Below are 26,083 nucleotides of genomic sequence, written 5' to 3'. Positions count from 1 at the left end.
CGGCAACGATAAGAGGGGCGGCCCGGCGGGCCCCCTCCCCTAGCCGGACGCTAACACAGCCGGAGCCAGGCAGGCGTGATCAGAACCGGCAGAATCTGATATCGGAAGCCAGAATCGCTTTGGCTCCGATGGCCGCGAGCTCGTCCATGATCTCGTTGACGCCCCGGCGCGGCACCAGCGCGCGGATCGCGACCCAGTCCGGGTCGGCGAGCGGAGCGATGGTCGGCGACTCCAGCCCCGGCGTGATCACCGTGGCCTGGTCCAGTACCGAGCGCGGGCAGTCGTAGTCGAGCATCAAATACTGCTGCCCGAACACCACACCCTGGATCCGCGCGACCAACTGGTCGCGCGCCGCCTTCGCCGCGTCCTGACCGTCGTGGTTGGCGCGCTCGATCAGTACCGCCTCCGAATCACACAGCGGCTCACCGATGGCCACCAGATCGTGCAGGCTCAGAGTGCGGCCCGATCCCACCACGTCAGCAATCGCATCGGCCACCCCGAGTTGGACCGAAATCTCCACCGCGCCATCAAGCCGGATGACCGTGGCCTCAATCCCTCTGTCCGCCAGATCTTTTCGCACTAGATTGGGGTAGGCGGTGGCGATCCGCTTGCCGGCCAGATCGGCTGTCGTCCAGTTGCGCCCGGCGGGCCCGGCATAACGGAAGCTGGACGAACCGAAACCCAGCGCCAGGCATTCACGCACCGGCGCGTCCGAGTCGAGCACCAGGTCTCGCCCGGTGATGCCGAAATCGAGCTGCCCCGAACCGACATAGATGGCAATGTCTTTAGGCCGCAGAAAGAAGAACTCGACGTGGTTGACGCGGTCGATGACGGTGAGGTCTTTGGTGTCGGTGCGCCGCCGATAGCCCGCCTCCGAGAGAATCTCGGAGGCGGGCTCGCTCAGCGTGCCCTTGTTGGGAACCGCGACTCGCAACATGCTCACAGCTTCCGATAGACGTCGTCGAGGGAGAGCCCACGCGCGATCATCAACACCTGCGCCCAGTACAGCAACTGACTGATCTCCTCGGCCAAAGCTTCGTTGGATTCGTGCTCGGCGGCCAGCCACACCTCGCCGGCCTCCTCCAGGATCTTCTTGCCCAGCCCATGAACCCCGGCGTCGAGCGCCGCGACCGTGGCACTGCCGGCCGGTCGGGTGCGGGCACGATCGCCGAGTTCGGCGAACAGATCCTCGAAAGTCTTCACGGCCAGCGATTGTTTCACGAGGCCACAAGCAAAGTCACGGCGGTTTCGCCAGCAACAGTGCACACCCGGACCGGGTCCGGGGTCAGCCGGCCTCGGACCATCCCCTTCCGGAGCCGATGCGTACATATATAGGTTAGGCTAACCTATATATTCATACACTCCGTATATATATTTCTAAGGAAACAATCGATGACATACCCGATCTGGGGGGCGTTTCCACCCGAGATTCATTCGGCCTTGCTGTCGACCGGCCCCGGCCCCGGTGGGCTTGTAGCCGCGGCCGAAGCATGGCGAACCCTGGCGGTCCAATACACCGACACGGCAACGGAACTCACTGCGATCCTCGCCACAACGCAGGCCGCCGCGTGGGAAGGTCCGACCGCTGCGCAGTTCGTCGCAGCACACCAGTCATATGTGCTCTGGCTGGATCACACCAGCGCGGTTGCCACCGCGACCGCGACCGCGACCATGTACGAAACCATGGCCGCTGCGTACGCCTCAGCTCTGGGCGCCATGCCCGCGCCTGCTGAGCTCTCCGGAAACCATGCGCTGCACGCCGCGTTGGTAGCAACCAACTTCTTTGGCGTCAACACCATCCCGATCGCAGTAAACGAGGGCGACTACAGCCGCATGTGGGTTCAGGCCGCCGCCGTCATGGGCGTCTACCAAGCGGTGTCGCAGGCGATCCTGTCGGGAACCCCCGTCACATCAGCCGCGCCCCACATTGTCACGACCGAAGCCACTTCCCTGGCGGCCCACACCCACCACAGGTTTCCCGACCCAACCACGTTGATCCTGCAAGCGCTACGGAAATTCCTGAAGTACCTCGACAACCTGATCACCCACTTCCTGCCGGGACCGCTCGGCGCGCTCATCAGCCACGCGCTGGAGTGGGTGATCGCCTTCACGTCCACCCAGGCGTTCTTGATTCCCGCGTACTCAATATTGGATTCATTGATCTATTTCGGGCCGTTTGTAGCGGCACTGGGCCTTCTTGCACCCATCGCGCTGATCGGACTCGCCGGCGCGGCAGGGCTGGACAACCCAATGGCGCTCGCCGACCAGCCCCAGACGGCTCTACCGCGCGAAAGCCAGCAGCTGTCACCGGTCGCGGCCGGGGTCGCACACGTTAGCGCTGGCCCCGCGGCGTCGAACTCCGCGGCCCCCGGCTCCCCGACGAGTTCTACCGCGACGGCCACCGCTGCGGTCCCGGTGACGGGAGCGGGTGAAGTCCTCTACGCCGTCGGAGGCGATCCAGGCGGCGAAGGGTTCACTCCAACGTTCGGCGGCAAAGCCGCCGCGAACACAACCGCATCATTGCCGGATGCCAGCGCCGTTGCCGGCAGCAGCGAGGCCGCGGCAAAACGGCGGCGGACCAGGCTGCGTCAGCACGGGCGTAAGCATCAGTTCGCGTATCTGAACGAAGATCTCGACCTGGCGCCACCGGACGACTCGGCCGAAGCCGAGTATGTCGCCGGCGCCGGTGCGACGCCACTCGGGTTCGCAGGCACCATCCCGAAAGCGACTGCCGCACACGCCCGAGGGCTTACCCACTTCGCCGGTGGCGAGTTCGACAAGACACCGCTGCACCCGATGCTGCCGCACACTTGGGATGCCGGTGAGAAGCCTTGAACACATCCAGGGAACGGATGAACTTCTCAGTCGAAGCTGCAGAGCGTGATCCGAAGCGCCTGTTCCAGCTGGACGTGGAACAGCTCGCTCATCTCGACATCCGGGCTTAGCCAGCGGTCGAGAACGAATCTGATTGTGGCCAAACTGGTGTGAACCAACAGAGCCGGCCGCACGTCGTCCGACGCGTCGACGCCCATCCGGAAAGCGACCTGCTGTAGGAACTTATCGTGATCGGCCTCGCTAACCAGCGCCGTCTTACTCAACAGGTGGGGCGCGGTGGCGATTGCGTGACGCCAGGTATCTAGATTGTCGAGTTCGTCGGCGTCGCGGGCCCGCGTGACGAATACCTGAATCAATGCCTCAACGGCCGACTCGTCGTGCGGTCTCGCGCTGTACGAGCCAACGACTTCGCCGATCGCCTCTCGGACCGGATCGACCAGCAGGCCTTCCTTCGTGGGTGCGTGCCGGAAATAGGTGCTGATGGAGATTCCGGCGGCGGCGGCAATATCCTCGGTCGTTACGGCATCGAATCCGCGCGCGGCGAAAAGCTCATATGCGTTGAGCTGGATCTGGGAGAGCAGTTCGGCGCGGCGACGGTCCCGTAGCGAGCCGGTGTTTGCTGCGGACATGTCGTTACCTTCGTCGAGCTGACATTCCAACGCGTCGGTACCGTCCAGTGACGATCTCAGGTGAGTGACTCTACACTATTGAAAGTCCCTATCAACTAGGCTAGTCTGACTCAGCACACACCGAGAACCGCAGTTCACGGAGCCTCGTGACACTACCTTTATCAAGATGCGTTGGACGGCACCCGGCTCCTTCATGTTCTGCACTCGTGCACTTATTGGTGGGGGGAACGCCAATGGAGGCGGCAGCTGGTGCGCAATGACCGGTAGCGTAGGTTTGCTAGACGGACTACCGGTTGCGCATCGATGACGGCGCAACAAGACAGCGTCGTCGCCATCGGGGACTGGTCGGTCGGATACATCAAACGTCATCCGCTCGCTTCGCTGACGACGGTCGGCGAACAGTTCGTCCTTGGTGTGCGCACCATTCAGTACTTCTTTTTCGACCTGGTGACCGGCCGATTCCAATGGCAGGAATTTGTCCGCCAGGGCGCATTCATGGCCGGCACCGCAGTCCTGCCGACGATTCTGGTCTCACTACCGATCAGCGTCACCCTGTCCATCCAGTTCGCCTTGCTGGCTGGGCAAGTGGGAGCCACCTCGCTGGCCGGCGCGGCCAGCGGGCTCGCGGTCATTCGTCAGGGCGCATCGTTGGTGGCCGCCGTTCTGATGGCCTCGGCCGTCGGGTCGGCGATCACCGCCGACCTGGGTTCGCGGACCATGCGCGAAGAAACCGACGCGATGGAGGTCATGGGCGTATCGGTGATCCATCGACTGGTGGTTCCACGCTTCGCCGCCGCCCTCATGATCGGCGTCGGGCTCACCGGCGTCGTGTGCTTCGTCGGATTCTTCGCGAGCTACATGTTCAACGTGTACTTCCAGAACGGGGCGCCCGGCAGCTTCGTGTCGACCTTCGCGTCGTTCGCGACCACCGACGACATGATTTTGGCGCTGGTGAAGGCGGTCATCTTCGGCGCCATCGTGGCAGTAGTTTCGGCACAGAAAGGCCTATCCACCGTCGGCGGGCCGACCGGTGTGGCGAACTCGGTGAACGCGGCCGTCGTCGAGGCGATCCTGCTGCTGATGATCGTCAACGTCGTGATCAGCCAGCTCTACATCTTGTTGGTGCCCAGGACGGGGCTGTGACGTGGCGGCCTCTACTTTTCTCCCGTTTGCTCCGCTGTCGAATCAGGTGGTTCGGCTTTACCGCCGGGGCACCGTCCCGATCATCCGGCTCGGGCATCTACTTGTCTTTTTCATCCGAGCGCTAGTCGCCGTCCCCCTCGCCTTACGCCACTACCGGGGCGAGTTCCTGCGACTGCTGTCGAACATCACCTGGGGTAACGGCTCGATCGTGGTAGGCGGCGGCACCGCCGGCGTGGCCGTTGTTCTCGGAATGACCGTCGGCGCACTCGTCGGCATCGAGGGCTACAACTTTCTGGACCTACTGGGCCTTGGCCCCGCCACCGGATTCGTCTCCTCGTTGGTCAACACCCGCGAGCTGGCACCGCTGATGGCGTCGCTGTCTTTCGCCATGCAAGCCGGCTGTCGCTTCACCGCGCAGCTGGGATCGATGCGTATCGCCGAGGAAATCGACGCGCTGGAATCGATCGCGATCCGACCGATCCCGTATCTGGTGACCACCCGGCTGATCGCGTCCGTGGTGGCGATAGTCCCGCTGTACGCGGCATGTTTGGCGATCGGCTATCTGACGACGCAGGTCGTCGTCGGGATCAGCAGCGGCGGCTCGACCGGCTCCTATTTGCACTACTTCACGCTTATGCTGGCCGGCCAAGACATCGTGTATTCGTTGTTCAAGGCCGTCATCTTTGTGTGGATCGCGTCGACGATTCAGTGCTACTACGGGTATTACGCGACCGGCGGGCCCGAAGGAGTCGGGGTGGCGGCCGGACACGGCATGCGGGCCAGCATCACCGTCGTGATCATGGTGAACATGCTGCTCACCATGGCGCTGTGGGGCGTCGATGCCGGCGCAAGGTTCGGTGGCTAGTGCCGAACTCCTTTGAGCTGGACGGGCGCGGCCCCTCGGACCGGCAATTGCTTGCCACCGGCACAGCGGTGGTAGTGGTCACGGCCTTGCTCACCATCGCGATGTTGCTCAAGTCCACCGGCCGGCTCAACGACTACGTTCGGGTGGTCGCCGATCTGGTCAACGTCGGCGACGGTCTGCCGCAGAAGTCGGACGTCAAGTATCACGGCGTGCTCGTCGGGATGGTCGACGACGTGGTTCCCGCGTCCAACGGAAAACCCAACTACGTCCACATCGATCTCAAAGAAGAGTTCGCCAAGTCGATTCCGGCGTCCGTAACCGCCCGAGTGGTGCCTAGCAATGTGTTCGCCGTGTCGTCGGTGCAATTGGTAGGCACCCGAAACCAGGAGAGCCCGGGCTCGACGATCAGGGCGGGCGCCCACATTCCGGAAGACACCCGGCTTCCGACCGTGCTGTTCCAGACGACCGTCAGCAAGCTGCGCGACCTGCTGGCGGCCGCCGGACGAGGCCGCGACGATAGATCCGTGGGGATCCTCGCCGCGCTGGGTGCCGCCACCGACCACCGCCGCGGCGCCCTGTTGAATGCCGGGGGGCAACTGAATCGCCTTCTCGATCAACTCAATTCGATTGTCGGTACTGACTCCGGCCCCTCGACCGTGTCCGCGCTCGTCGATGCGGCGCACGGCCTTGCGCAGACGGCTCCCGACCTGCTCGACGCCCTGCACCAGGCCGTCGAGCCGATGCAGACCTTCGCCGAGACGCGCGGGCAGTTGGCCTCGCTGCTCTCCGGCGCCGAAAACACGGTCGCAACCACACGCGGATCGTTTGGTAACCACATCGACCAGCTCATCAGGATCACCGGCGATTTCACGCCGGTGCTGGGCATCCTGGCGATGAAGTCCAATAACTTCGTGCCCGCGGTGGCCAAGTTGGACAACCTGGCCAACAGGTTCATGGAAGAGGTCTGGGTGCCGGGAAGAGACGTCGGCAACATGCGCGCGATGCTCACATTTACCCCTAGTTCCACCTACACCCGCGCGGACTGTCCACATTACGGAGAACTGAAGGGGCCCAGCTGTTTCACCGCACCGCTCATTCCGGTGCGCCCGGACCTGCCGGAAGTGCTGTTGCCGCAGAACTATCAGCCGCCCAAAGATCTGGCGCCACCGCCGGGCACGGTCATCGGTCCGGACGGGAACCTCGTCGCGGTCGGACCGCCGCTGATCAATCCGAGCCCCAACCTGACCGATCCCAATCCCCCGCTGCCGGACTGGCTTCCGCCGTCGCCGCCGGTACCGGGCAGTGCGAATCCCAACAACCCGGCACCGGGGGCACCAGCGCCGGCATCAGCGCCGCCGGACGCTCCATGGGTGGCCCCGGTGGCACCGAAAGCTCCGTGGATACCGCAATCGTCCTTCGGCGGAAACGTGGGGCCCATCGGTAGCCAGTACGAGCGAAACATGTTGAGCGTCATCACCGGCCAGCCGGCGACGTCGGCAACTGAGTTGCTGCTCGGCCCGGTCGCCCGCGGCACCACCGTGTCCTTGAAGCAGGGTCTGAAACCTCCACCCGGGGGTCCGAACTGACATGCAAATGAGATTTCGTGGCCCGCTGATCGGCCTCACCTTGTTCATGGTCGTCGCGTTGACCCTCACCTGGCTGGTCTACGTGAGCCTGCGCCGTGACGTTGCCGGCAATACCGCTAAGTACTCAGCGTTGTTCACCGATGTCTACGGGCTACGGGAAGGCGACGACGTCCGCATGGCCGGGGTGCGGGTGGGCCGAGTGGAAAGCGTCGAGCTGGACGGCAAACTCGCGAGAGTCTCGTTCGTGGTGCAGACCGAACAACACCTGTACGGGAACACCGTCGCCTCGGTGACGTACCAGAACATCGTCGGACAGCGCTACCTCGGGCTGACTTTGGGCTCCGAGGGCAGCCAAGAGCTGTTGGCGCCCAACAGTGTTCTGCCGCTGACACGCACCGAGCCATCCTTTGATGTCACCGCGCTACTCAACGGCTACGAGCCGCTGTTCAGCCTGCTGAACCCGCAGGACGCCGACAACCTCACCAAGGGCATCATCACGTCGCTGCAGGGCGACAGCTCGTCCTTGACCACGTTGATCAGCCAAACATCAACGCTGACACAAACTTTCGCCGGTCGAGACCAGGCTCTCGGCGCCGTGATCACCAACCTCAACAAGGTGGTCGGCAATCTTGCCCAGCAGAACGACAATCTAGACGGGGTCATCACCCAAACCCGCGAGGTCGTTGACCAACTCGACCGACGGCGTCCCGAGCTGGTCTCCTCGTTGGGTTCACTGTCTCGGGTAATGGGCCGTCTGTCGGCCTCGGCAACCGACGTATACCCGGCGCTGCGCGAATTCGTCGACCGCAAACCCGGTGTCGCCAGGCACCTGATGGATGTCGAACCGCAGGTGGCTTTCTTCGGCGACAACATCCCGCTGCTGCTCAAAGGGCTGGTCCGAGTCGGCAACCAGGGCGCCTACGGCAACGCCTACGTGTGTGACGTGAACTTCATGGGGTTCTTCCCCGGCCTCAACGATGTGGTGCCGATCATCGTCGCCGCCGCCACCCCGGGAAACAAGATGTGGCACACGCCGAGATGCAGGAGCACGGCTGGTGGCTGATTCATCCGTGCGGCTTCGACTTTCGGCGATGAAGAAGCGTCCGTTGGAGAGCTATCACAAGACGTGGCTCGGGTTTATCGCCGTCGCGGTGGTGGCGGTGCTGATCGGCGCCATGCTGGCGGTGCACGCACTCGGCGCCGGATACCGGCATTACACCGCGGAGTTTTTGCAAGCCGCCTCGCTGCGGCCCGGGAACCCGATCGCGGTCGCGGGTATCCCGGTGGGCGAGGTGACGAGCATGAAACTCGCCGGCGATCACGTCGAGGCGGGCCTGAAGATCCGCGACAGCGTGGTGCTGGGCAAGGATTCTCGCGCCAAGATCAAGGTCACGACCATCCTGGGCTCGCGCTATCTGGCGGTGCAGCCCGACGGCCCGGCGGCGCTGCCACACAACACGTTTGACCTGTCGCACACCGAGGTTCCCTACGATCTGCAATCGGCACTGAAGGACGCCACCACGACGTTCGAACAGGTCGACTCCGACAGATTCGCTGAGTCGCTCGCGGTGCTGGGCAAGCAGCTCGCGGGCCTGCCCGCGGTGGTACCGCAGGCCATGAAGAACATCGGATCGCTGTCATCCATCATCGCGGTGCGCCGTGACCAATTGGGCCAGTTGCTGGAAAGCACCGAACGGGTGACCAACACGTTGCGCCGCCAACAAGCCGGCCTCGGCAATCTCATCAACCAGGGGCAGGACCTGCTCGGCCAATTCGTCGCGCGGCGAGCCGTTTTCCACGCCATGATGCAATCACCGACCAACCTCGTCGACACCATGAGCCAGATCGTCGTCAACGATCGATCAGGTCTGGACTCGCTGATCGCCGACATGCGCGACTTCACCGGCATGATGGCCAAACACGACGACCTGCTGGGCAGCCTGCTGCAGATCAGCCCGATCTTCTTCCGGGAGGCCGCCAACCTGACCGGCGAGGGCAATGCGGTGAATTTCAACGCCAACAACGTCCCGCTGATCGACTCGTGGATGTGCGCAATCAGCGGCCGCGCCAAGCAGTTCGGCATGATCGAATACTTCAAGGACTGCAAGTGACGACATCGAAACTCAGGCCTAAGGCGCTGGCCATCGGCGCCGCCCTGGTGGTGCTGGCCGCAACCGCCGGTATCGGCTGGTGGTATCTGGGATCTGACCAGGACACCATCACGGTGACAGCCCAATTCGACAGCGCCTCAGGTCTTTACCAGGGCAATGTGGTCGCGGTACTGGGTATGCCGGTGGGTAAGATCATCAAGATCACCCCCAAGGGCGGCTACGTCGAAGTCGAATTCACCGTCGACCGCAACGTCAAGGTTCCCGCTGGCGCCCAAGCCGTCACGGTGTCCACCTCCATCCTCACCGACCGGCAGATCGAGCTCACGCCGCCCTACCGTGGCGGCCCGGTCCTGGAAAACCACGACACCATCGGGTTGACCCGGACCAAGACACCGGTCGAATTCAGCCGCGTGCTCAATGTCCTCGACAAGGTGACCAAGTCACTCGAGGGAGATGGTCACGGCGGCGGACCCGTCGCCGACGTGCTCAACAACGGAACTAAAATTGTCGAGGGCAACGGCGGGCAGATCAAATCGGCGCTCGACGAACTGTCCCACGCACTGCGCCTTTCCAGCGACGGCGGCGCTCAGACTCGCGAGCAAATCACCACGATTATCAAGAACATCAGCACGTTGTTCGATGCAGTGGCGGCCAATGACGGCAAACTGCGCGAATTCGCCTCCACCATCCACCAAGTCAGCCAGATCATGGCCGACGAGGAGATCGGTAGCGGCAATACCGGAAGACGATTCGACCAGCTGGTCCAACGGGCCGGCGACCTGCTCGACGCCAACCGGGACACCATCAAGCAGAGCCTGCTCAATGGGAACTCCACGCTGAAAAGAGTCACCGACCAGCGGCGCGACCTCGCCGAACTCCTCGATGTAGCGCCGATGCTTGCCGACAACGCCTACAACATGATTGACCGGGCCAACGGTGCCGTGCGCGCGCGCTTCCTGACCGACCGGCTGGCCTTCGACAGCCAGTACACCAAAGAGATCTGCAACCTGATGGGCTTGCGGCAACTCGGATGCAGCACCGGCACAATCCAGGACTTCGGCCCGGATTTCGGATTGACCTATGTGCTCGACGGCATGGCCGCGATGGGGCAGAAATGATCACCGCCGACGCCCGAAACATGCTCGCCCTCGCGGCCACGGTCCTGATCAGCTCGGGATGTGCCACGAATGGCCTTGCCAGCCTTCCTCTTCCGGCTCCGGGGCTGGGTTCGGGGGGATACACCCTGACCGCGGTGTTCTCCAACGCGCTCAACCTGCCAATGAACGCGAAGGTAAAACTCGCCGGCGCCGATGTCGGGCAGGTCGAAGCGATGAGCGCGCACAACTACACCGCGGTCACCACGCTACGGATCAGAAACGGCGTGCAGCTGCCGCGGGGCAGCACCGCCGAATTACGTACCGCCACACCACTCGGCGACGTATTCGTGGCGCTGAAGCCTCCCGCAGATGATCCCGCCAGCGATCCGATGCTGCACAACGGCGACACCATTGGCCTGGATTCGACGGCGGCCGCCGCGACCGTCGAGTCGGTGCTGAGCTCGGCGGCGATCCTGGTGAACGGTGGGGCCGTGCGCAATTTCACCAACATCATCAACGGTTTCGGCAAGGCGACCGGCGATCAAGGCCAGGCTTTCGGACAACTGATCAGCAAGTCCAACCAGCTGGTCGGCACACTCGACACGCGGTCCGACCAGATTTCAACCGCATTGACCCAATTGTCCCGTCTGGCGGACCAACTCGACGCCAAAGACGCCGCCATCACCGATCTGATGACCGCGGCCAGGCCCGCCACCGCGACCCTGGCCGACAACACCGCCGAGCTTTCCAACCTCGCCGTGCAGGTGGGTGACACCTCCCGGTTGCTGGCCAGGTTCCCTTCGGTCGGCGGAACCGACACCAGCGGCCGAAGCATCATCCGCGACCTCAACACCATCGCCGGGGCAGCCAATGACGTCGCGGTAAGCCCGGATACCAGCTTTTACGCATTGAACAGGATGATTCCCCCGTTGGTCAAATCGACTGCGGGAAGCGCGATTTCAGTGCATGTGGGGGTCGACAAACTGATCCTCGGATCGATTCCCGACATCGGCTTTCCGGGCGACATCGGGCTGCATGGACCACACCACTACAACGTGAACCTGCTCGTCGGCACCCTGAAGTACACCCTGTGGCGGCTGCAGGAACGCGTGGTCGGGCGGGGGCCGAATTCTCCGCAGGTTCCAGTCATTCCCGACCCGACTGTTCCGGGACAAATCGATATCGCCCCCGGCCCTCCCCCGCCGGCGCCGGGCCCACCGCCACCCGGACCTCAGCCATGATCGCCGCCATCGCCAATGCCGTGGTTCGGGTGGTGCGGGCCGGCCACCGCCAACAGGTCTGGCTGTCGGTGCTGGGACTGGTGCTGACCTTGGTCGTCGCAACCGCGTATCTGCTGATCGGCGCCCTGCGGGTGACGCCGTTCGCATCGTCGTATCGGGTCACCGTGCAGTTGCCGGAATCCGGCGGCTTGCTGCCCAACCAGGATGTCGCGTTGCGGGGGGTGCGCATCGGGCGGGTCGAGTCACTACAGATCACCGACACCGGAGTCAACGCCGTCGCCAGCATCTCGTCGACGGTGCGGATCCCGGCCAACAGCGTCGTGCACGTGTCGGCGCTGTCACCGGCCGGGGAGCAGTACATCAACTTCGAAGCCGAATCCGATGCCGGGCCGTATCTGCACGACGGCAGCCACCTCAGCCCGGACCACGCGACCGTCCCGGTCAGCCTGGCGCGGTTGCTCGGTGACGCCGACGGTCTGCTGGCACAGGTCGACCCGCGCAAAGTCGAGCTGATCAAGAAGGAACTGAGCCTGAGTAAGGAGGGCCCGGCGAAACTGGCGGCGATCGTCGACGGCGGCACGTTCCTGTTGTCGACGCTCGATTCGGTGCTGCCCCAAACGACCAGCATCATCAAGACCAGTCGCGTGGTGCTCACCCTGGCGAACGACAAGAACGCCGGCTTGGCCGCCACCGCAACCGAACTCAACCGCACGCTGTCCGGGGTTGCCCGAATGCAAGCCGGCTACCGGAGGCTGACCATGCAGACACCACGCGCACTGTCGGCGGTCGACAATCTGTTCTCCGACAATTCCGACACAATGGTGCAGTTGCTGGGCAGCATGGCCACCATGTCGCAATTGCTCTACCAGCGAGTGCCGGCGCTCAACGCGCTGTTCCCCGACTACCGCGGCTCGGTGCTGGACGCCGTGGCGAGCGCCTTTCATGACCACGGAGTCTGGGCGATCGCCGATCTCTATCCCCGCTACGTGTGCGATTACGGGACGCCCGCGCATGCCTCGTCGGCCGCGGACTATTACGAGCCGTTCATGTACACCTACTGCCGCGACACCGACCCCGCCGTGTCGATCCGCGGAGCCAAGAACGCGCCGCGTCCGGGCGGCGACGACACCGCCGGCCCGCCGCTAGGAGCGGACCTGGGACGAAGAACCGACCCGACACCGAAGGGCCGCTTCACGATTCCCACGCCATACGGCGGTCCCTCGCTACCGATCGAACCGCCGCACTGACGACCAACCTAAGCTCGAGGCTAGGAGAAGATTGTGACCGCTACATCCGAGAAAGTTGCCGAGGCCGAAATGCCCGAAGCGCCAGGCTCAGAAGCCGAACCCGAAGACGTCGACAACTCCGACGCCAAAGACTCCGACGCCGACGTCAAGGACGTTGACGCCGAGAAATCCACCGAGGCCAAATCCAAGAGCACTGAAGCGACAGCCGAGGACGACGAGGATATTCCGTTCGGGCGTCAGGCCAAGAAACCGAAGCGCGAGAAGGTCGCGCTTCGCGAGCGGCCCTGGGGGAGATATCTGCGTCGCAGCCTGGTCCCGCTGTTACTGGTCACCTCACTTTCCGTTTCCGGCTTCCTCGGATGGAAGTTATGGCAAGAGCACCAGGTGAAGGTGGCCGGCCAGCAGGCCCAGCAGGCGGCGATCGCCTACGCGCAGGTGCTGACGAGCATCGACGCGAACAAGGTCGACGAGAATTTCAGGCAGGTGCTCGACGGCGCGACCGGCGAGTTCAAGGACATGTACACCCAGTCCAGCGTGCAGCTTCGACAGCTGTTGATCGACAACAAGGCAAGTGCACACGGGGTGGTGGTGGACTCGGCCATTCAATCCGAATCCACGAATAAGGTTGTGGTACTTGTCTTTATCGATCAGACCGTGGCCAACTCGCAGTCACCCGATCCGCGCATCGACCGCAGCAGGATCAAGATGACCATGGAGAAGGTCGATGACCGTTGGCGGGCCAGCAAGGTTCAGCTGCTGTGATCGCAAGAGTCCTCGCGGCGCTCGTATTAGCCTCCGCTGCAACGATTCCCAACGCCGCCTACGCACGAGCGTCTGCCCCGTCGTTCTGCGGCGAGCTCGGCGGCGACTGGGACGGCCAGTACTGCCACACCTCGGTGACGTCAGAACGTAACGCCGTCCGCGACATCAAGGTCGCACTACCGGGTGAGCTCATCGACAACCCGGCCACCAGCGGCGTGCTGCGCGACTACCTGCACACCTTGGTCAACAACTGGCGCAACGCCAACACGAGCATGGCCGCCGACAGCTATGGCGAGGAGAACTACGAGATCTTCCGGCACGGCAACCTGCTGAGCGTGGTGTTCCACGAGGACTACCACGCCAACGGGCCCAAACCCAACAACGCCTACCGCACCTTCACGTTCGACATGGCCAGCGGCCGGCGGCTGCAGCTGACCGATATCACCAACGGCAATCCGCTGACCGCCATCCCGCCGCTGGCGCAGCCCTACATCGAAACCGCGTTGAATCAGGCTCCGCCGCCACATGACCCGGGGACGTACCCGTTTGTCGTCGACCGCTGGACGCCCGACAAGGTGTACTCCGGCGCGTACAAGGCGTGGGCGCTGACTCCCGACGAGTTGATCATTTACATGCCGGACTATCCGGTCGGCCACGACGAGCCGATCAACTTCTCACCCGGGCTGCCGCAGTGGTACATGGACGGCGGCACCGTCTCGGCACACATCCCGCTCACGGCGCTTCGCCCGGTGCTGCGCATCTAGGCGGCGACCTCGCCGGTCTCCGCGTACAGTAGCGGTGGTTAAGTCAGCTAACTAACGCGGAGACACCAAGGAGCCGCCATGGCGCGCACCGAGAACGACACCTGGGATTTGGCGTCCAGCGTGGGCGCGACCGCGACGGCGGTCGCGACCCAGCGTGCGATGGCTTCGCAAGAGCCACATCGGCTGTTGAATGACCCGTGGGCCGACCCCCTGGTGCGCGCGGTGGGCAGCGACACCTTTATCAAGCTGATCGACGGAAAGCTCGGCGACACTGACGATCCCGTCATGAACCGGCAGGCCGTGATCGAGCAGATCACCGTGCGCACCCGATACTTCGACGACTTCTTCCGGCAAGCCACCGAGGCGGGCGTACGACAGGCCGTGATTCTGGCGTCCGGCCTGGACACCAGGGCCTACCGACTGCCGTGGCCGGCGGACATGGTGATCTACGAGATCGACCAACCCGAGGTGATCGAGTTCAAGACCCGCACGCTGGCTGATCTGGGCGCGAAGCTGCCCGCGCAACGTCGCACGGTCGCGATCGACTTCCGCGAGGATTGGCCCGCGGCGCTCGTCGGCGCCGGACTCGACACCTCAAAGCCGACCGCGCGGAGCGCCGAGGGCCTGCTGGTCTACCTGCCGCCGGAGGCACAGGACCGGTTGTTCGACAACGTCACCCGGCTCTCAGCGCCGGGCAGCCGGATCGCCAGCGAGCACATGGATTTCAGCAGGATTCCGGCAGATTGGGCGGAAAGGCTCACCGAAAGGTCGCGGCGCATCGGCTCCAAGATCAATCTGGCCGAGTTGTTCTACACCGGTGATCGGAATAGCGCCGGTGAGTATCTCGGCGAGCACGGTTGGCGGGTCGACATTCGAACGACCGAGCAGGCGTTCTCCGCCAACGGTTTTCAGGTTCCGCAGGACGAACTGTCATCGTTGGGTGATGCCGCCGGTTACCTGTCGGCAGTGCTGGGCTGAGTCGGTCGCCTCAGTTGGCCTGCCGGCGGCGCAGCTCGATCGAGATCACGTCGGCAATCTCCTGGCTTTCCGCCGTCTGATCGCGATCGCCGGTCGTGGTGCTGCCGGCGCGGGCCGATCTGCGAAGGCTTGCCGCCAGTTCGCTGTAGTCCCAGGCTAAGTCGCTGACTTCGCGCTTCGTCCTGCCGAGCGCGGTACACAGCGCTGCCACGATGCGCCGCACATGCAGGGCCGTGACATTGACGACTTCGACAACGATGTCGGCGATGCGGTTCAACTCTCGCTCAAGCACGAACATCCCTTTCCTGAATGTCCCTCGAGCTTAGCCGGTGAAGTACTTGGACTGGTCAGTCCTCCGGGTTGTAACCGAGGTTGGGGGCAAGCCAGCGCTCGGCCTCGGCCAGGGTCCAGCCCTTGCGTTTCGCGTAGTCGGCGACCTGATCCTGGGCCATCCGGCCGACCACGAAGTACTGCGACTGCGGGTGCGAGAAATACCAGCCGCTAACGGCGGCGCCGGGCCACATCGCCATCGACTCGGTCAGCTCGATGCCGGTCCGCGCGCTCACATCCATCAACTCCCACAGCGTCGCCTTCTCGGTGTGCTCCGGGCAGGCTGGGTAGCCCGGTGCTGGGCGGATTCCCACGTACTTCTCACCGATGATTGCGTCGTTGTCCAGTTGCTCGTCAGCCTGGAATCCCCAGAACTCCTTGCGCACCCGTTGGTGCATCCGTTCGGCGAAAGCCTCTGCCAGCCGATCGGCGATCGACTCCAACAGGATCGCGCTGTAGTCGTCGAGAGCTGCCTTGAACTCTGCGATCTTGTCTCCGCTGCCAAGCCCGGAGGTGACAGCGAAGGCGCCGACGTAGTCAGCCAGACCGGTGTTGCGGGGCGCAATGTAGTCGCCCAGCGACCGGTTCGGGATGCCTTCGCGATGCTCGCCCTGCTGGCGCAGGTTGTGCAACGTGGTGAGCACCTCGGTCCTAGTCTCGTCGGTGTAGACCTCGATGTCATCGCCGACCGCGTTCGCCGGGAAGAAGCCGATCACCCCGTTGGCAGTCAGCCACTTCTCCTTGATCAGGGTGTCGAGCATCTCCTGCGCGTCGTCGTACAGCTTGCGGGCAGCCTCGCCCGAGGCCGGGTTGTTGAGGATGTCGGGGAACCTGCCCTTCATCTCCCAGGCGTTGAAGAACGGCTGCCAGTCGATGTACTCGCGTAGCTCGGCGAGGTCGTAATCCTGAAAATCCCGCACACCGACACCTTGGGCCGGCACCGGCGGTATGTAGCCGTCCCACTCGATCGATGTCCGGTTCGCGCGTGCCTTCTCCAGCGTCAGCATCGGCCGCTCGTTCTTCTGCGCGTGCCGTTCGCGCAGCGACGCGTAATCCTTCTCGGTGGTCTCCAGCAGTGCTGGACGCTGCTTGTCATCCAGCAGCGCGGCAGCCACCGGCACCGACCGCGACGCGTCCTTGACCCAAACCACCGGGCCGCTGCGGCGCGGCGATATTTTCACGGCGGTGTGGGCGCGCGAGGTGGTCGCGCCACCAATCAGCAGCGGGATCTCCAACCCCTCGCGCTCCATCTCGACGGCGAAGTTGGCCATCTCGTCCAGCGACGGGGTGATCAGCCCGGACAGCCCAATGATGTCGGCGTCGTGCTCCTTCGCCGCGTCCAGGATCTTCTGCGCGGGCACCATCACGCCGAGGTCGATCACTTCGAAGTTGTTGCACTGCAGCACGACCCCGACGATGTTCTTACCGATGTCGTGAACGTCGCCCTTCACGGTCGCCATCACGATCGTGCCGTTGGTGTCCTTGCCGGCTGTGGCGCCCGAGTTGACCTTCTCTTCCTCGATAAACGGCAACAGGTATGCGACAGCCTTCTTCATCACCCGGGCGGACTTCACGACCTGGGGCAGGAACATCTTGCCTGCCCCGAAGAGATCGCCGACGACGTTCATGCCGTCCATCAGCGGGCCCTCGATCACCTCGATCGGGCGACCCCCCGCGCCGGCAATCTCGGCCCGCAATTCCTCGGTGTCAGCATCGACGTCCGCGTCGATGCCCTTGACCAGGGCATGCGTGATCCGCTCGCGGACCGGGAGGCTGCGCCACTCGGCGGCCACCGGGTCGTCGGCCTTCTCGGCGCTGTTGAACCGTTCCGCGATCTCCAGCAGCCGTTCGGCCGCATCCTCGCGACGGTTCAGGACGACGTCCTCGATCCGGTCCCGCAGCTCGGGGTCGATCGAGTCGTAAGGCACCAGCGCACCCGCATTGACGATGCCCATATCCAGGCCGGCCTTGATGGCGTGGAACAGGAAGACCGCGTGGATCGCCTCGCGGACGGGGTTGTTGCCCCGGAACGAGAACGACACATTTGAGATACCGCCGGAGATGTGCACGCCGGGCAGGTTCTCTTTGATCCAGGCGCAGGCCTCGATGAAGTCGATCCCGTACGTCGCGTGCTCCTCGATACCGGTCGCCAGCGCGAAGCAGTTCGGGTCGAAGATGATGTCCTCGGCCGGGAAACCCACCTCTTCGGTCAGGATCCGGTAGGCGCGCCCGCAGATCTCCTTGCGGCGCTCCAGGTTGTCGGCCTGCCCCTTCTCGTCGAAGGCCATCACGACGACGGCGGCGCCGTACTTGCGGCACAACCGCGCCTCGCGGACGAACTTCTCCTCGCCCTCCTTCATGGAGATCGAGTTGACAATCGGCTTGCCCTGCACGTTCTTCAGGCCCGCCTCGATGACCTCCCACTTGGAGGAGTCGATCATCACCGGGACGCGGCTGATGTCCGGCTCGGCCGCGATCAGCTTGGTGAACCGGTCCATCGCGGCGACGCCGTCGATCATGCCCTCGTCCATGTTGATGTCGATGACCTGCGCACCGACCTCGACCTGTTGGAGGGCGACCGACAGCGCGGTGTCGTAGTCCTCGGCCTTGATCAGGTTGCGGAACCGGGCGGAGCCAGTGATGTTGGTGCGCTCACCGATGTTGACGAACAGGGAGTCGTCGGTGATGTTGAGCGGCTCCAGGCCCGAAAGCCGGGTGGCCACCCCGATCTCCGGCAGCCCGCGCGGCGGCTTGCCCTCGACGACCTTGGCGATCGCGGCGATGTGTGGCGGCGCCGTTCCGCAGCAACCGCCGACCAGGTTGACCAGGCCAGCCTCGGCGAAGTCCGCGATGTAGCCGGCCTGAGCTTCCGGGGTCTCGTCGTACTCGCCAAAGGCGTTGGGCAGGCCGGCGTTCGGGTAGCAGGAGACGAAGGTGTCCGCGATCCGCGCCATCTCGGCGATGTAGGGCCTCATCTCCGGTGCACCCAGGGCGCAGTTCAGACCCACCGCGAGCGGCTTCGCGTGCCTGATCGCGTTCCAGAACGCTTCGGTGACCTGACCGGACAACGTCCGCCCGGAAGCATCGGTGATGGTGCCCGAGATGATCACCGGCCAGCGGCGTCCGCGCTCCTCGAACAGCGTCTCGACGGCGAACACCGCCGCCTTGGAGTTCAGCGAGTCGAAGATCGTCTCGATGATGAGGAGGTCGGCACCACCGTCGACCAGGCCGTTGGCGGCTTCGAGGTAGGCGGCGACCAGTTGGTCGTAGGAGACGTTGCGGGCTCCGGGGTCGTTGACGTCCGGTGAGATCGACGCGGTCCGCGTCGTCGGACCGATGGCGCCGGCGACGTAGCGCGGCTTGGACGGGGTGCTGAACTCGTCGGCGGCCGCCCGCGCCAGGGCGGCGCCGGCGTAGTTCAGCTCGTAGCTCAGGTCCGTCATGTCGTAGTCGGAGAGCGAGATCGCGTTCGCGTTGAAGGTGTTGGTCTCCAGGATGTCGGCGCCCGCCTCGAGGTACTCGCGGTGGATCCCCTCGATGATCTGCGGCTGTGTGAGGGTGAGCAGGTCGTTGTTGCCCTGCAGGGCGGTCGGCCACTCCGTGAACCGATCGCCGCGGTAGCCGGCCTCGTCCGGCCGATCCCGCTGGATCGCCGTGCCCATCGCGCCGTCGATCACCATGATCCGCTCGCGCAGAGCGGCCGTCAGTTCGTCGGTGCAGTCGGGGCGGATGTTCGGCTCCAAGGCGGTCACATGCATTCCTTCCGTAACGGAAGGCGTCCTTGACTCTGCCGAGCGTGGCGGATACCGGCAAGAACCGGAGAACCGTTGCAACGCCTCTCGACCAGAAAAGTCTACGTCGTCATCCGGTCGACGTCTGGACGCCTAGTTCGTCGCTGCAATCGACCCCGGCCCGCTTGGCGATCGCGGCATAGTTAGCAAAGTTAGCGAGATTACAGCCGAGCGTATTTCGTCGCGACCGTGTCGACGCTGGTCATTGAGGTCGCCCAGCGTGAAGTCTGCGGATCGCAGCAGTCACGCCACAAGCATAGTCGGCCTATGCAAATCCGCTGGTGTGCTGGTTGGCCGCGCGGCTGGGAGTAGTCCCCGGGCGGTCAGGCCTTAGGCTGATTCTGTGACTCTGCCAGATCGTGGCCCGGAAGCCGCTGGGCTACCCGAACTGCACAACACGATCGTCGTGGCGGCGTTTGAGGGCTGGAATGACGCCGGTGATGCGGCCAGCGATGCGCTGGAGCACCTGGACGCCATCTGGGAAGCCCACCCGATCGTGGAGATCGACGACGAGGCCTATTACGACTACCAGGTGAACCGCCCGGTCATCCGCCAGGTCGACGGAGTCACGCGTGAGCTGGTCTGGCCGGCGATGCGGATCAGCCATTGTCGCCCGCCCGGCAGCGACCGCGACATCGTGTTGATGCACGGCGTGGAGCCCAACATGCGCTGGCGCACGTTTTGCGCCGAGTTGGTCGCCATCGCCGACAAGCTCAATGTCGACACGGTGGTGATCCTCGGTGCGCTGCTGGCCGACACACCGCACACGCGGCCGGTGCCGGTCTCCGGCGCGGCCTACTCCGCCGAATCCGCCGAACGCTTCGGCCTGCAGGAGACCCGCTACGAGGGGCCGACCGGCATCGCCGGGGTGTTCCAGGACGCCTGCGTGGCCGCCGGGATTCCCGCGGTGACGTTCTGGGCCGCGGTGCCGCACTACGTGTCGCACCCGCCGAATCCGAAAGCGACGGTGGCGCTGCTGCGCCGCGTCGAGGACGTACTCGATATCGAGGTTCCGCTGGCCGATCTGCCCGCTCAGGCCGAGGAGTGGGAACAGGCGGTCACCGAGATGGCCACCGACGACGAGGACCTGGCCGAATACGTGGTGTCGCTGGAGCAACGCGGCGACGCCGAGGTCGATGTGAACGAGGCCCTGGGCAAGATCGACGGCGATGCGCTGGCCGCCGAGTTCGAGCGGTATCTGCGCCGCCGCCGCCCGGGATTCGGACGGTGACCGGCCGCGTCGCTCGTCTTGCCGTCCTCGTTCGACTACGAAAAGATCGTTGACCAACCCCTCGAGGGGGTTGGTCAACGACGACGATTGGACCCCATGACGGCCCTGCCTGAGACGCCCGAACCGAACCCACGCACGTCATCGGAGCCTCTCAACGAGGAGGCCGGCTATCACAAGGGGCTCAAGCCCCGGCAACTTCAGATGATCGCGATCGGTGGTGCGATCGGAACCGGCCTGTTCCTCGGGGCCGGCGCTCGGCTGGTGAAGGCCGGTCCGGGCCTGTTCCTGGTGTACGGGGTGTGTGGCATCTTCGTCTTCCTGATGCTGCGCGCGTTGGGCGAATTGGTGTTGCACCGGCCTTCGTCTGGATCGTTCGTGTCGTACGCGCGCGAATTCTTCGGCGAGAAGGCCGCCTTCGTCGTGGGCTGGATGTATTTCCTGAACTGGGCGATGACCTCGATCGTCGACACCACCGCAATCGCTACATACCTGCATCATTGGACGGCCTTCGGGGCGGCCCCCCAGTGGCTGCTCGCCCTGATCGCCTTGGTGCTGGTGTTGTCGATGAACTTGATCTCCGTCGAATGGTTCGGCGAACTCGAGTTCTGGGCGGCGCTGATCAAAGTCTTTGCGCTGGTCGCCTTCCTGGGCGTGGGAATTGTGTTCCTGGCCGGGCGCTACCAGATCGACGGACACAACACCGGGCCCAGCGTGTGGGAGGGCCACGGCGGCTTGTTCCCGTCCGGCGCAATACCACTGCTGGTGGTCGCCTCCGGCGTGGTATTCGCTTACGCCGCGGTCGAATTGGTGGGCACTGCGGCCGGCGAGACGGCCGAGCCGGAGAAGATCATGCCGCGCGCAATCAACTCGGTGATCGCCCGTATCGCGATCTTCTACGTCGGCTCCGTCGCCCTGCTGGCGCTGCTGCTGCCCTACACCGCCTACAAGGCCGGCGAAAGCCCGTTCGTCACCTTCTTTTCCAAGATCGGCTTCCAGGGCGCCGGCGACCTGATGAACATCGTGGTGCTGACCGCGGCACTGTCCAGCCTGAACGCCGGCCTCTATTCGACTGGGCGGGTCATGCACTCACTGGCGGTGAGCGGCAGCGGCCCAAAGTTCGCATCGCGTATGACGAAAAGCGGTGTGCCGTATGGCGGTATCGCGATGACCGCCGTCATCTGTCTATTCGGTATCGCGCTCAATGCCTTCAATCCCGGTGAAGCCTTCGAAATCGTGCTCAACATCGCCGCGCTGGGCATCATCGCCTCCTGGGCCACTATCGTGCTGTGCCAGCTGCGCTTCTTCAAGATGACGACCGCGGGGATCTTGAAGCGCCCGCAATTCCGGATGCCGTTCACCCCTTACAGCGGCTACCTGACCCTGGTGTTCCTGCTCGGCATCCTGGTGCTGATGGCGTTCGACGAACCGATCGGCACGTATACCGTCGCGTCGCTGGTGGTCATTGTGCCGGCGCTGTTCTGCGGTTGGTACCTGGTGCGCAACCGGGTGCTGGCCGCCGCAAGTGAGCGGATGGGCCATACCGGCCCCTATCCGACGATCGGCAACACGCCGGTACGGCCCCGGTCCTCGGAGTAGCGATCCAAATGACGTGCCGGGCCAGCCGCTAGGCCTTGCCCAACTCCTGGTTGTACGCGCTGGTGGAACGGCCAAGCGCCGCAACCTCGGCATCCATCGCAGGCATCAGCTCCGAAGTGGTTCGGCGGACCGGCAATTCACCGAGGCGAGTGGACAAAACCGGCTTGAGCCAACGGAACGCGGCCACCCAGCGCGGGCAGTAGATGCGGTCCTTGCGGCCCTCGATGCCCTTAACAAAGGCCGTCGCGCAGCTGTCTACGTCGGTGGTCTTACTCAACGGCCACGGCAGCCTCTTGAGCAGGGTGCCGAACGAGGGCAGGTCGGCCTTGGTATCGCGAACCAAAGCGGTGTCGATCCAGGACATGTGTGCCGAGCCAATGCCGACGCCGAGATGGCCAACTTCCAGGCGGAGCACATTGGCCAGGTGCTCGTTGCCGGCCTTCGACATGTCGTAGGGCGCCATTCCCGGGGCCGCCGCGAACGCCGCCAGGGACGAGACGATCAGCAGATAGCCACGCCGGTCGATAAGCGCGGGCAGCGTGGCGCGCGCCGTATGAAAGACGCCGAGCAGGTTGACTTCCAGCACCCGCTTGAAGGCCTCCGGGTCGACCTGTAGCACCGAACCATAGCTGGCGATACCGGCGTTGGCGACGGCGACATCGAGGCCGCCGAAACGTTCCACGGCCTTATCGACGACGGCCTGCATGGCGGGCAGATCGCGCACGTCTGCGACGACCGTCAGCGCGTGCTCGTCGCCACCGAGTTCGGCGGCCAGCGCGGCCAGCGCGGCCTTGTCCAGATCGGTCACCACGAGTTTGACGCCCTTATTGTGCAGACGGCGCGCGACCTCCGCACCGATTCCCCGGGCACCGCCCGTAATGAGAACGACTTTGCCCTGCACCGATGCCATGGCCGACAACGTACCTTCCCCAGCGACTACAGGTCTACCCCGAGTAGCGCATCGATCGCGGCGGTTACCGACCCCGGCGCCGCGGCGTCATGTCCGCCGTAATCGAGCGCGTCGGTGGCCCAACCATCAAGTGCGGCAATAGCTTTAGGGGTGTCGAGGTCGTCGGCCAGATACTTGCGCACCCGCGCGATGACGTCGGTTGCGTCCGGCCCGGCGGGCAGCGTAACCGCGGTGCGCCAGCGTTGCAGCCGCGCGGCCGACTCGTCGAGCAGCTGCTGGCTCCAGGACCGATCCGCGCGATAGTGACCGGCCAACAGACCCAGCCGAATCGCCGACGGCGGCACGCCTTGCGCGCGCAGCCCCGACACCAGCACCAGGTTGCCGCGACTCTTCGACATTTTGTGCCCGTCCCAGCCGATCATTCCGGCGTGCACATAGTGGCGGGCGAATCTCCTTTCGCCCCTTACACATTCGGCGTGCGCCGCGGTGAACTCGTGGTGCGGGAAGATCAGGTCGCGGCCGCCGCCCTGAATGTCGATGCCGCTGCCGATGCGGCTGAGCGCGATCGCCGCACACTCGACGTGCCAGCCGGGCCGGCCGGCGCCGAACGGTGCTGGCCAGCTGGGTTCACCGGGCCGCGCGGCGCGCCACAGCAGCGCGTCGAGTTCGTCGGTCTTACCCGGACGGTCCGGGTCGCCGCCGCGCTCGGCGAACGAGCGCAGCATGGTGTCCCGGTCGTAGCCCGACTCGTAGCCGAACTGCAGCGTGGCATCCGCGCGGTAGTAGACGTCCGGGTATTCGTCATCGACAACGTAAGCCGCCCCCGACGCCAGCATCTTTTCGACAAGCTCGATTACCTCGGGAATGGCCTCGGTTGCGCCGACATACTCGCGCGGCGGCAGCACCCGCAGCGCGGCCATGTCCTCGCGGAACAGGGCGACCTCGCGATCGCCGAGCTCACGCCAATCGACGCCGTCACGCGCGGCCCGCTCGAATAGCGGGTCGTCGACGTCGGTGACGTTCTGCACGTAATGCACCTGGTACCCCAGGTCCAGCCACAGCCGGTGAATCAGGTCGAACGCCAGATAGGTAGCCGCGTGGCCCAAATGAGTGGCGTCATACGGCGTGATCCCGCAGACGTACATGGTGGCGGTCGACCACGGCGCCACCGGGCGGACCTGACGGTCGGAGGTGTCGTAGAGCCGTAGATCCGGGCCGCGTCCGGGGATCACCGGAACCTGTGCGGAAGACCACGACTGCATGCTTCGACTCTAGGCGCGGCGGGTGGGACGACCCATCTGCGGGCACCCGCTTTGCCTACCGCAAACGGTGTCGACACCGCCGGTTCTGTGCTTTGCTGTCCGATACCGAGCAAAATCGATGAGCCCCGCTGGGTGAGGTGATGGCAATGTCGCTGAATACAACCGATCGGAGAGGCCAAACCGAACCGGACGCTCGCCAGGAAGTCGTGGTCAAATGCCCGGCCACCGGGGACATCGTCGGCAGCGTCCCCGTATCCACCACGGCGGAAGTCAAGTCGCTGGCAGACCGACTGCGGGCGGCACAGCCTGCCTGGCAGCAAATGGGAGTCGCCGGCCGAGCGGAGTGGCTGGGCAAGTGGCGTGACTGGATGCTCGACCACCGCGACGACGTGTTGACTCCACTGCAACTCGAAACCGGCAAGTCTTGGGCCGACACCGGTGTCGAGATCGCCGCGGTGCAAATCGTCAACTACTGGATCGACACCGCCGCGGAATTCCTCGCCGACCAGAACGTACGTCCGTGGGGCGCAGCCAACCTCACCAAGAAGCTGACCATCGTCTACGAGCCCTATCCCCTAGTCGGTGTCATCACGCCATGGAACGGCCCGCTATCGGTGCCGCTGCTCGACGTACCCGCAGCGTTAATGGCCGGCTGCGCGGTGCTGTCTAAACCCTCGGAGATCACCCCGCTGGCTTGGCAGGTGGCGGTCGAAGGCTGGAAGCAGATCGGTGCGCCCGAGGTGCTCGACGTCGTGTTTGGTTTTGGCGAAACCGGTGCGGCCCTGGTCGATGTCGTGGATTACGTGATGTTCACCGGATCGCTCAATACCGGCCGCCGCATCGCTGTCGCGGCCGCGCAGCGGTTGATCCCGTGCAGCCTGGAACTCGGTGGCAAGGACGCGATGATCGTGTGCGCGGACGCCGACATCGACCGGTCCGTAGACGGCGCCGTCTGGGGCGGATTCGTCTACAGCGGCCAGGTCTGCATCTCGGTGGAGCGGATCTACGTCGAGGAGCCGATCTACGACGAATTCGTGAACAAGTTGGTGGCCAAAACATCTCAGTTGCGTCAGGGCATGGACGCCGCGCACGACTACTCCGCCGAGATCGGGTCACTGACCACCGAGCAGCAACTGGCCATCGTGTCCCGCCATGTCGACGACGCGGTCAGCAAGGGCGCCAAGGTGCTGGTCGGGGGCAAGTCGAGCAATCCTGCCGGCTTGTTCTACGAGCCGACGGTGCTGGTCGACGTCGACCACGGCATGGACTGCATGCGTGAGGAGACCTTCGGCCCGACCCTGCCGGTAATGAAGGTGCGCGATGTCGCCGAGGCCATCGAAAAGGCCAACGACTCCAATCTCGGGTTGGCCGGCAGCGTGTGGACGCGGGATAAGGACAAGGCGAATGCCGTTGCGCGTCAGATGAATACGGGGACAGTGAATATCAACAACGTCATCACCGGCTTACTGCAATTCGGGGTTCCGATGCCAGGATGGAAAGAGTCGGGGCTGGGTTCGCGTTCCGGCGGGCCCGATGGCATCCGTAAGTACTGCCGTCAGAAGAGCATCGTCGCCGAGCGGGTCGCGATAAAAACCGAACTGCTCTGGTACCCCTACAGCCGCAAGAAGGGCCGCTTCGTCGAGAACGCGGTCCGGCTGCTGTCCGCCAGAGACTGGCGACGTCGCTTGGGTCGATAGCGCGCCAG

Annotated in this window: 22 protein-coding genes; 15 read left to right on the top strand and 7 right to left on the bottom strand. The window is 64.5% G+C overall.

The features are described from left to right. Window positions 1-79: 79 nt before the first annotated feature. Both hisG and H7K34_RS02495 read right to left on the bottom strand, forming a co-directional pair. Complete coding sequence (gene hisG, locus H7K34_RS02500; RefSeq protein ID WP_108921753.1) at window positions 80-937, bottom strand: ATP phosphoribosyltransferase; 858 nt, start codon at window positions 935-937, stop codon at window positions 80-82. A 2-nt stretch (window positions 938-939) separates the two neighbouring features. Beyond that, window positions 940-1,221, bottom strand: coding sequence for a phosphoribosyl-ATP diphosphatase (locus H7K34_RS02495; protein ID WP_264059568.1), 282 nt, complete (start codon window positions 1,219-1,221; stop codon window positions 940-942). A gap of 171 nt (window positions 1,222-1,392) precedes the next feature. On the opposite strand from H7K34_RS02495, the gene H7K34_RS02490 reads away from it, so the two are divergent. Further along, window positions 1,393-2,835 (top strand): PPE family protein, encoded by a 1,443-nt coding sequence (locus H7K34_RS02490; protein WP_264059566.1) that lies wholly within the window; start codon window positions 1,393-1,395, stop codon window positions 2,833-2,835. Window positions 2,836-2,861: 26 nt separating this feature from the next. Here H7K34_RS02490 and H7K34_RS02485 read toward each other — a convergent pair whose 3' ends face one another. After that, window positions 2,862-3,464 carry a TetR/AcrR family transcriptional regulator gene (locus tag H7K34_RS02485; RefSeq protein WP_264059559.1) on the bottom strand — a complete coding sequence of 201 codons (603 nt, stop codon included), beginning with the start codon at window positions 3,462-3,464 and terminating at the stop codon, window positions 2,862-2,864. Between the two features lie 303 nt (window positions 3,465-3,767). On the opposite strand from H7K34_RS02485, the gene H7K34_RS02480 reads away from it, so the two are divergent. From H7K34_RS02480 to H7K34_RS02430, 11 genes are all read left to right on the top strand, one after another. Next, on the top strand, window positions 3,768-4,607 hold the full coding sequence (locus H7K34_RS02480) for an MlaE family ABC transporter permease (protein WP_264059555.1): 840 nt from the start codon (window positions 3,768-3,770) through the stop codon (window positions 4,605-4,607). 1 nt (window position 4,608) lies between these two features. Then, window positions 4,609-5,472, top strand: coding sequence for an ABC transporter permease (locus H7K34_RS02475; RefSeq protein ID WP_108921757.1), 864 nt, complete (start codon window positions 4,609-4,611; stop codon window positions 5,470-5,472). Then, on the top strand, window positions 5,472-7,058 hold the full coding sequence (locus H7K34_RS02470) for an MlaD family protein (RefSeq protein ID WP_264059552.1): 1,587 nt from the start codon (window positions 5,472-5,474) through the stop codon (window positions 7,056-7,058). The genes H7K34_RS02475 and H7K34_RS02470 overlap by 1 nt, the downstream gene beginning before the upstream one ends. Before the next feature lie 7 nt (window positions 7,059-7,065). Beyond that, complete coding sequence (locus H7K34_RS02465; RefSeq protein WP_264059550.1) at window positions 7,066-8,121, top strand: MlaD family protein; 1,056 nt, start codon at window positions 7,066-7,068, stop codon at window positions 8,119-8,121. A gap of 28 nt (window positions 8,122-8,149) precedes the next feature. Continuing rightward, window positions 8,150-9,169: an MlaD family protein gene (locus H7K34_RS02460; RefSeq protein WP_264060485.1), complete on the top strand. Its 1,020-nt coding sequence runs from the start codon at window positions 8,150-8,152 to the stop codon at window positions 9,167-9,169. After that, window positions 9,166-10,287, top strand: a complete 1,122-nt coding sequence (locus tag H7K34_RS02455; RefSeq protein WP_264059548.1) for an MCE family protein — start codon at window positions 9,166-9,168, stop codon at window positions 10,285-10,287. Before H7K34_RS02460 ends, H7K34_RS02455 begins: the two co-directional genes overlap by 4 nt. Next, window positions 10,284-11,507 (top strand): MCE family protein, encoded by a 1,224-nt coding sequence (locus tag H7K34_RS02450; protein WP_264059546.1) that lies wholly within the window; start codon window positions 10,284-10,286, stop codon window positions 11,505-11,507. The genes H7K34_RS02455 and H7K34_RS02450 overlap by 4 nt, the downstream gene beginning before the upstream one ends. Further along, window positions 11,504-12,754, top strand: a complete 1,251-nt coding sequence (locus H7K34_RS02445; RefSeq protein ID WP_264059544.1) for an MlaD family protein — start codon at window positions 11,504-11,506, stop codon at window positions 12,752-12,754. Before H7K34_RS02450 ends, H7K34_RS02445 begins: the two co-directional genes overlap by 4 nt. A gap of 69 nt (window positions 12,755-12,823) precedes the next feature. After that, window positions 12,824-13,516, top strand: coding sequence for a DUF3329 domain-containing protein (locus H7K34_RS02440; protein ID WP_264060484.1), 693 nt, complete (start codon window positions 12,824-12,826; stop codon window positions 13,514-13,516). Continuing rightward, on the top strand, window positions 13,513-14,280 hold the full coding sequence (locus H7K34_RS02435; RefSeq protein WP_264059542.1) for a mannan-binding family protein: 768 nt from the start codon (window positions 13,513-13,515) through the stop codon (window positions 14,278-14,280). Before H7K34_RS02440 ends, H7K34_RS02435 begins: the two co-directional genes overlap by 4 nt. Window positions 14,281-14,358: 78 nt before the next feature. Beyond that, window positions 14,359-15,258 (top strand): class I SAM-dependent methyltransferase, encoded by a 900-nt coding sequence (locus H7K34_RS02430; protein WP_264059540.1) that lies wholly within the window; start codon window positions 14,359-14,361, stop codon window positions 15,256-15,258. A 10-nt stretch (window positions 15,259-15,268) separates the two neighbouring features. On the opposite strand, the gene H7K34_RS02425 is transcribed toward H7K34_RS02430, so the two are convergent. Both H7K34_RS02425 and metH read right to left on the bottom strand, forming a co-directional pair. Continuing rightward, window positions 15,269-15,535 carry a hypothetical protein gene (locus H7K34_RS02425; RefSeq protein ID WP_264059537.1) on the bottom strand — a complete coding sequence of 89 codons (267 nt, stop codon included), beginning with the start codon at window positions 15,533-15,535 and terminating at the stop codon, window positions 15,269-15,271. Between the two features lie 70 nt (window positions 15,536-15,605). Then, a complete protein-coding gene (metH, locus tag H7K34_RS02420; protein WP_372510669.1) occupies window positions 15,606-19,346 on the bottom strand; it encodes a methionine synthase in 3,741 nt (1,246 codons plus the stop codon). A 376-nt stretch (window positions 19,347-19,722) separates the two neighbouring features. On the opposite strand from metH, the gene H7K34_RS02415 reads away from it, so the two are divergent. After that, window positions 19,723-20,610, top strand: a complete 888-nt coding sequence (locus H7K34_RS02415) for a PAC2 family protein (protein WP_372510668.1) — start codon at window positions 19,723-19,725, stop codon at window positions 20,608-20,610. Window positions 20,611-20,706: 96 nt separating this feature from the next. Then, complete coding sequence (locus tag H7K34_RS02410; RefSeq protein WP_264059530.1) at window positions 20,707-22,206, top strand: amino acid permease; 1,500 nt, start codon at window positions 20,707-20,709, stop codon at window positions 22,204-22,206. A gap of 28 nt (window positions 22,207-22,234) precedes the next feature. On the opposite strand, the gene H7K34_RS02405 is transcribed toward H7K34_RS02410, so the two are convergent. Both H7K34_RS02405 and mshC read right to left on the bottom strand, forming a co-directional pair. After that, window positions 22,235-23,116, bottom strand: coding sequence for an SDR family oxidoreductase (locus tag H7K34_RS02405; protein WP_264059525.1), 882 nt, complete (start codon window positions 23,114-23,116; stop codon window positions 22,235-22,237). A 26-nt stretch (window positions 23,117-23,142) separates the two neighbouring features. After that, window positions 23,143-24,378 carry a cysteine--1-D-myo-inosityl 2-amino-2-deoxy-alpha-D-glucopyranoside ligase gene (gene mshC / locus H7K34_RS02400; protein WP_264059523.1) on the bottom strand — a complete coding sequence of 412 codons (1,236 nt, stop codon included), beginning with the start codon at window positions 24,376-24,378 and terminating at the stop codon, window positions 23,143-23,145. Between the two features lie 146 nt (window positions 24,379-24,524). On the opposite strand from mshC, the gene H7K34_RS02395 reads away from it, so the two are divergent. Further along, window positions 24,525-26,075, top strand: coding sequence for an aldehyde dehydrogenase family protein (locus H7K34_RS02395; RefSeq protein ID WP_264059521.1), 1,551 nt, complete (start codon window positions 24,525-24,527; stop codon window positions 26,073-26,075). Window positions 26,076-26,083: the final 8 nt, after the last annotated feature.

Source organism: Mycobacterium montefiorense (genome assembly GCF_025823255.1).
GTDB classification, from domain to species: domain Bacteria; phylum Actinomycetota; class Actinomycetes; order Mycobacteriales; family Mycobacteriaceae; genus Mycobacterium; species Mycobacterium montefiorense.
The sequence above is the reverse complement of the archived record's forward strand: the minus strand, read 5'-3'. Positions and strand labels throughout refer to the sequence as shown.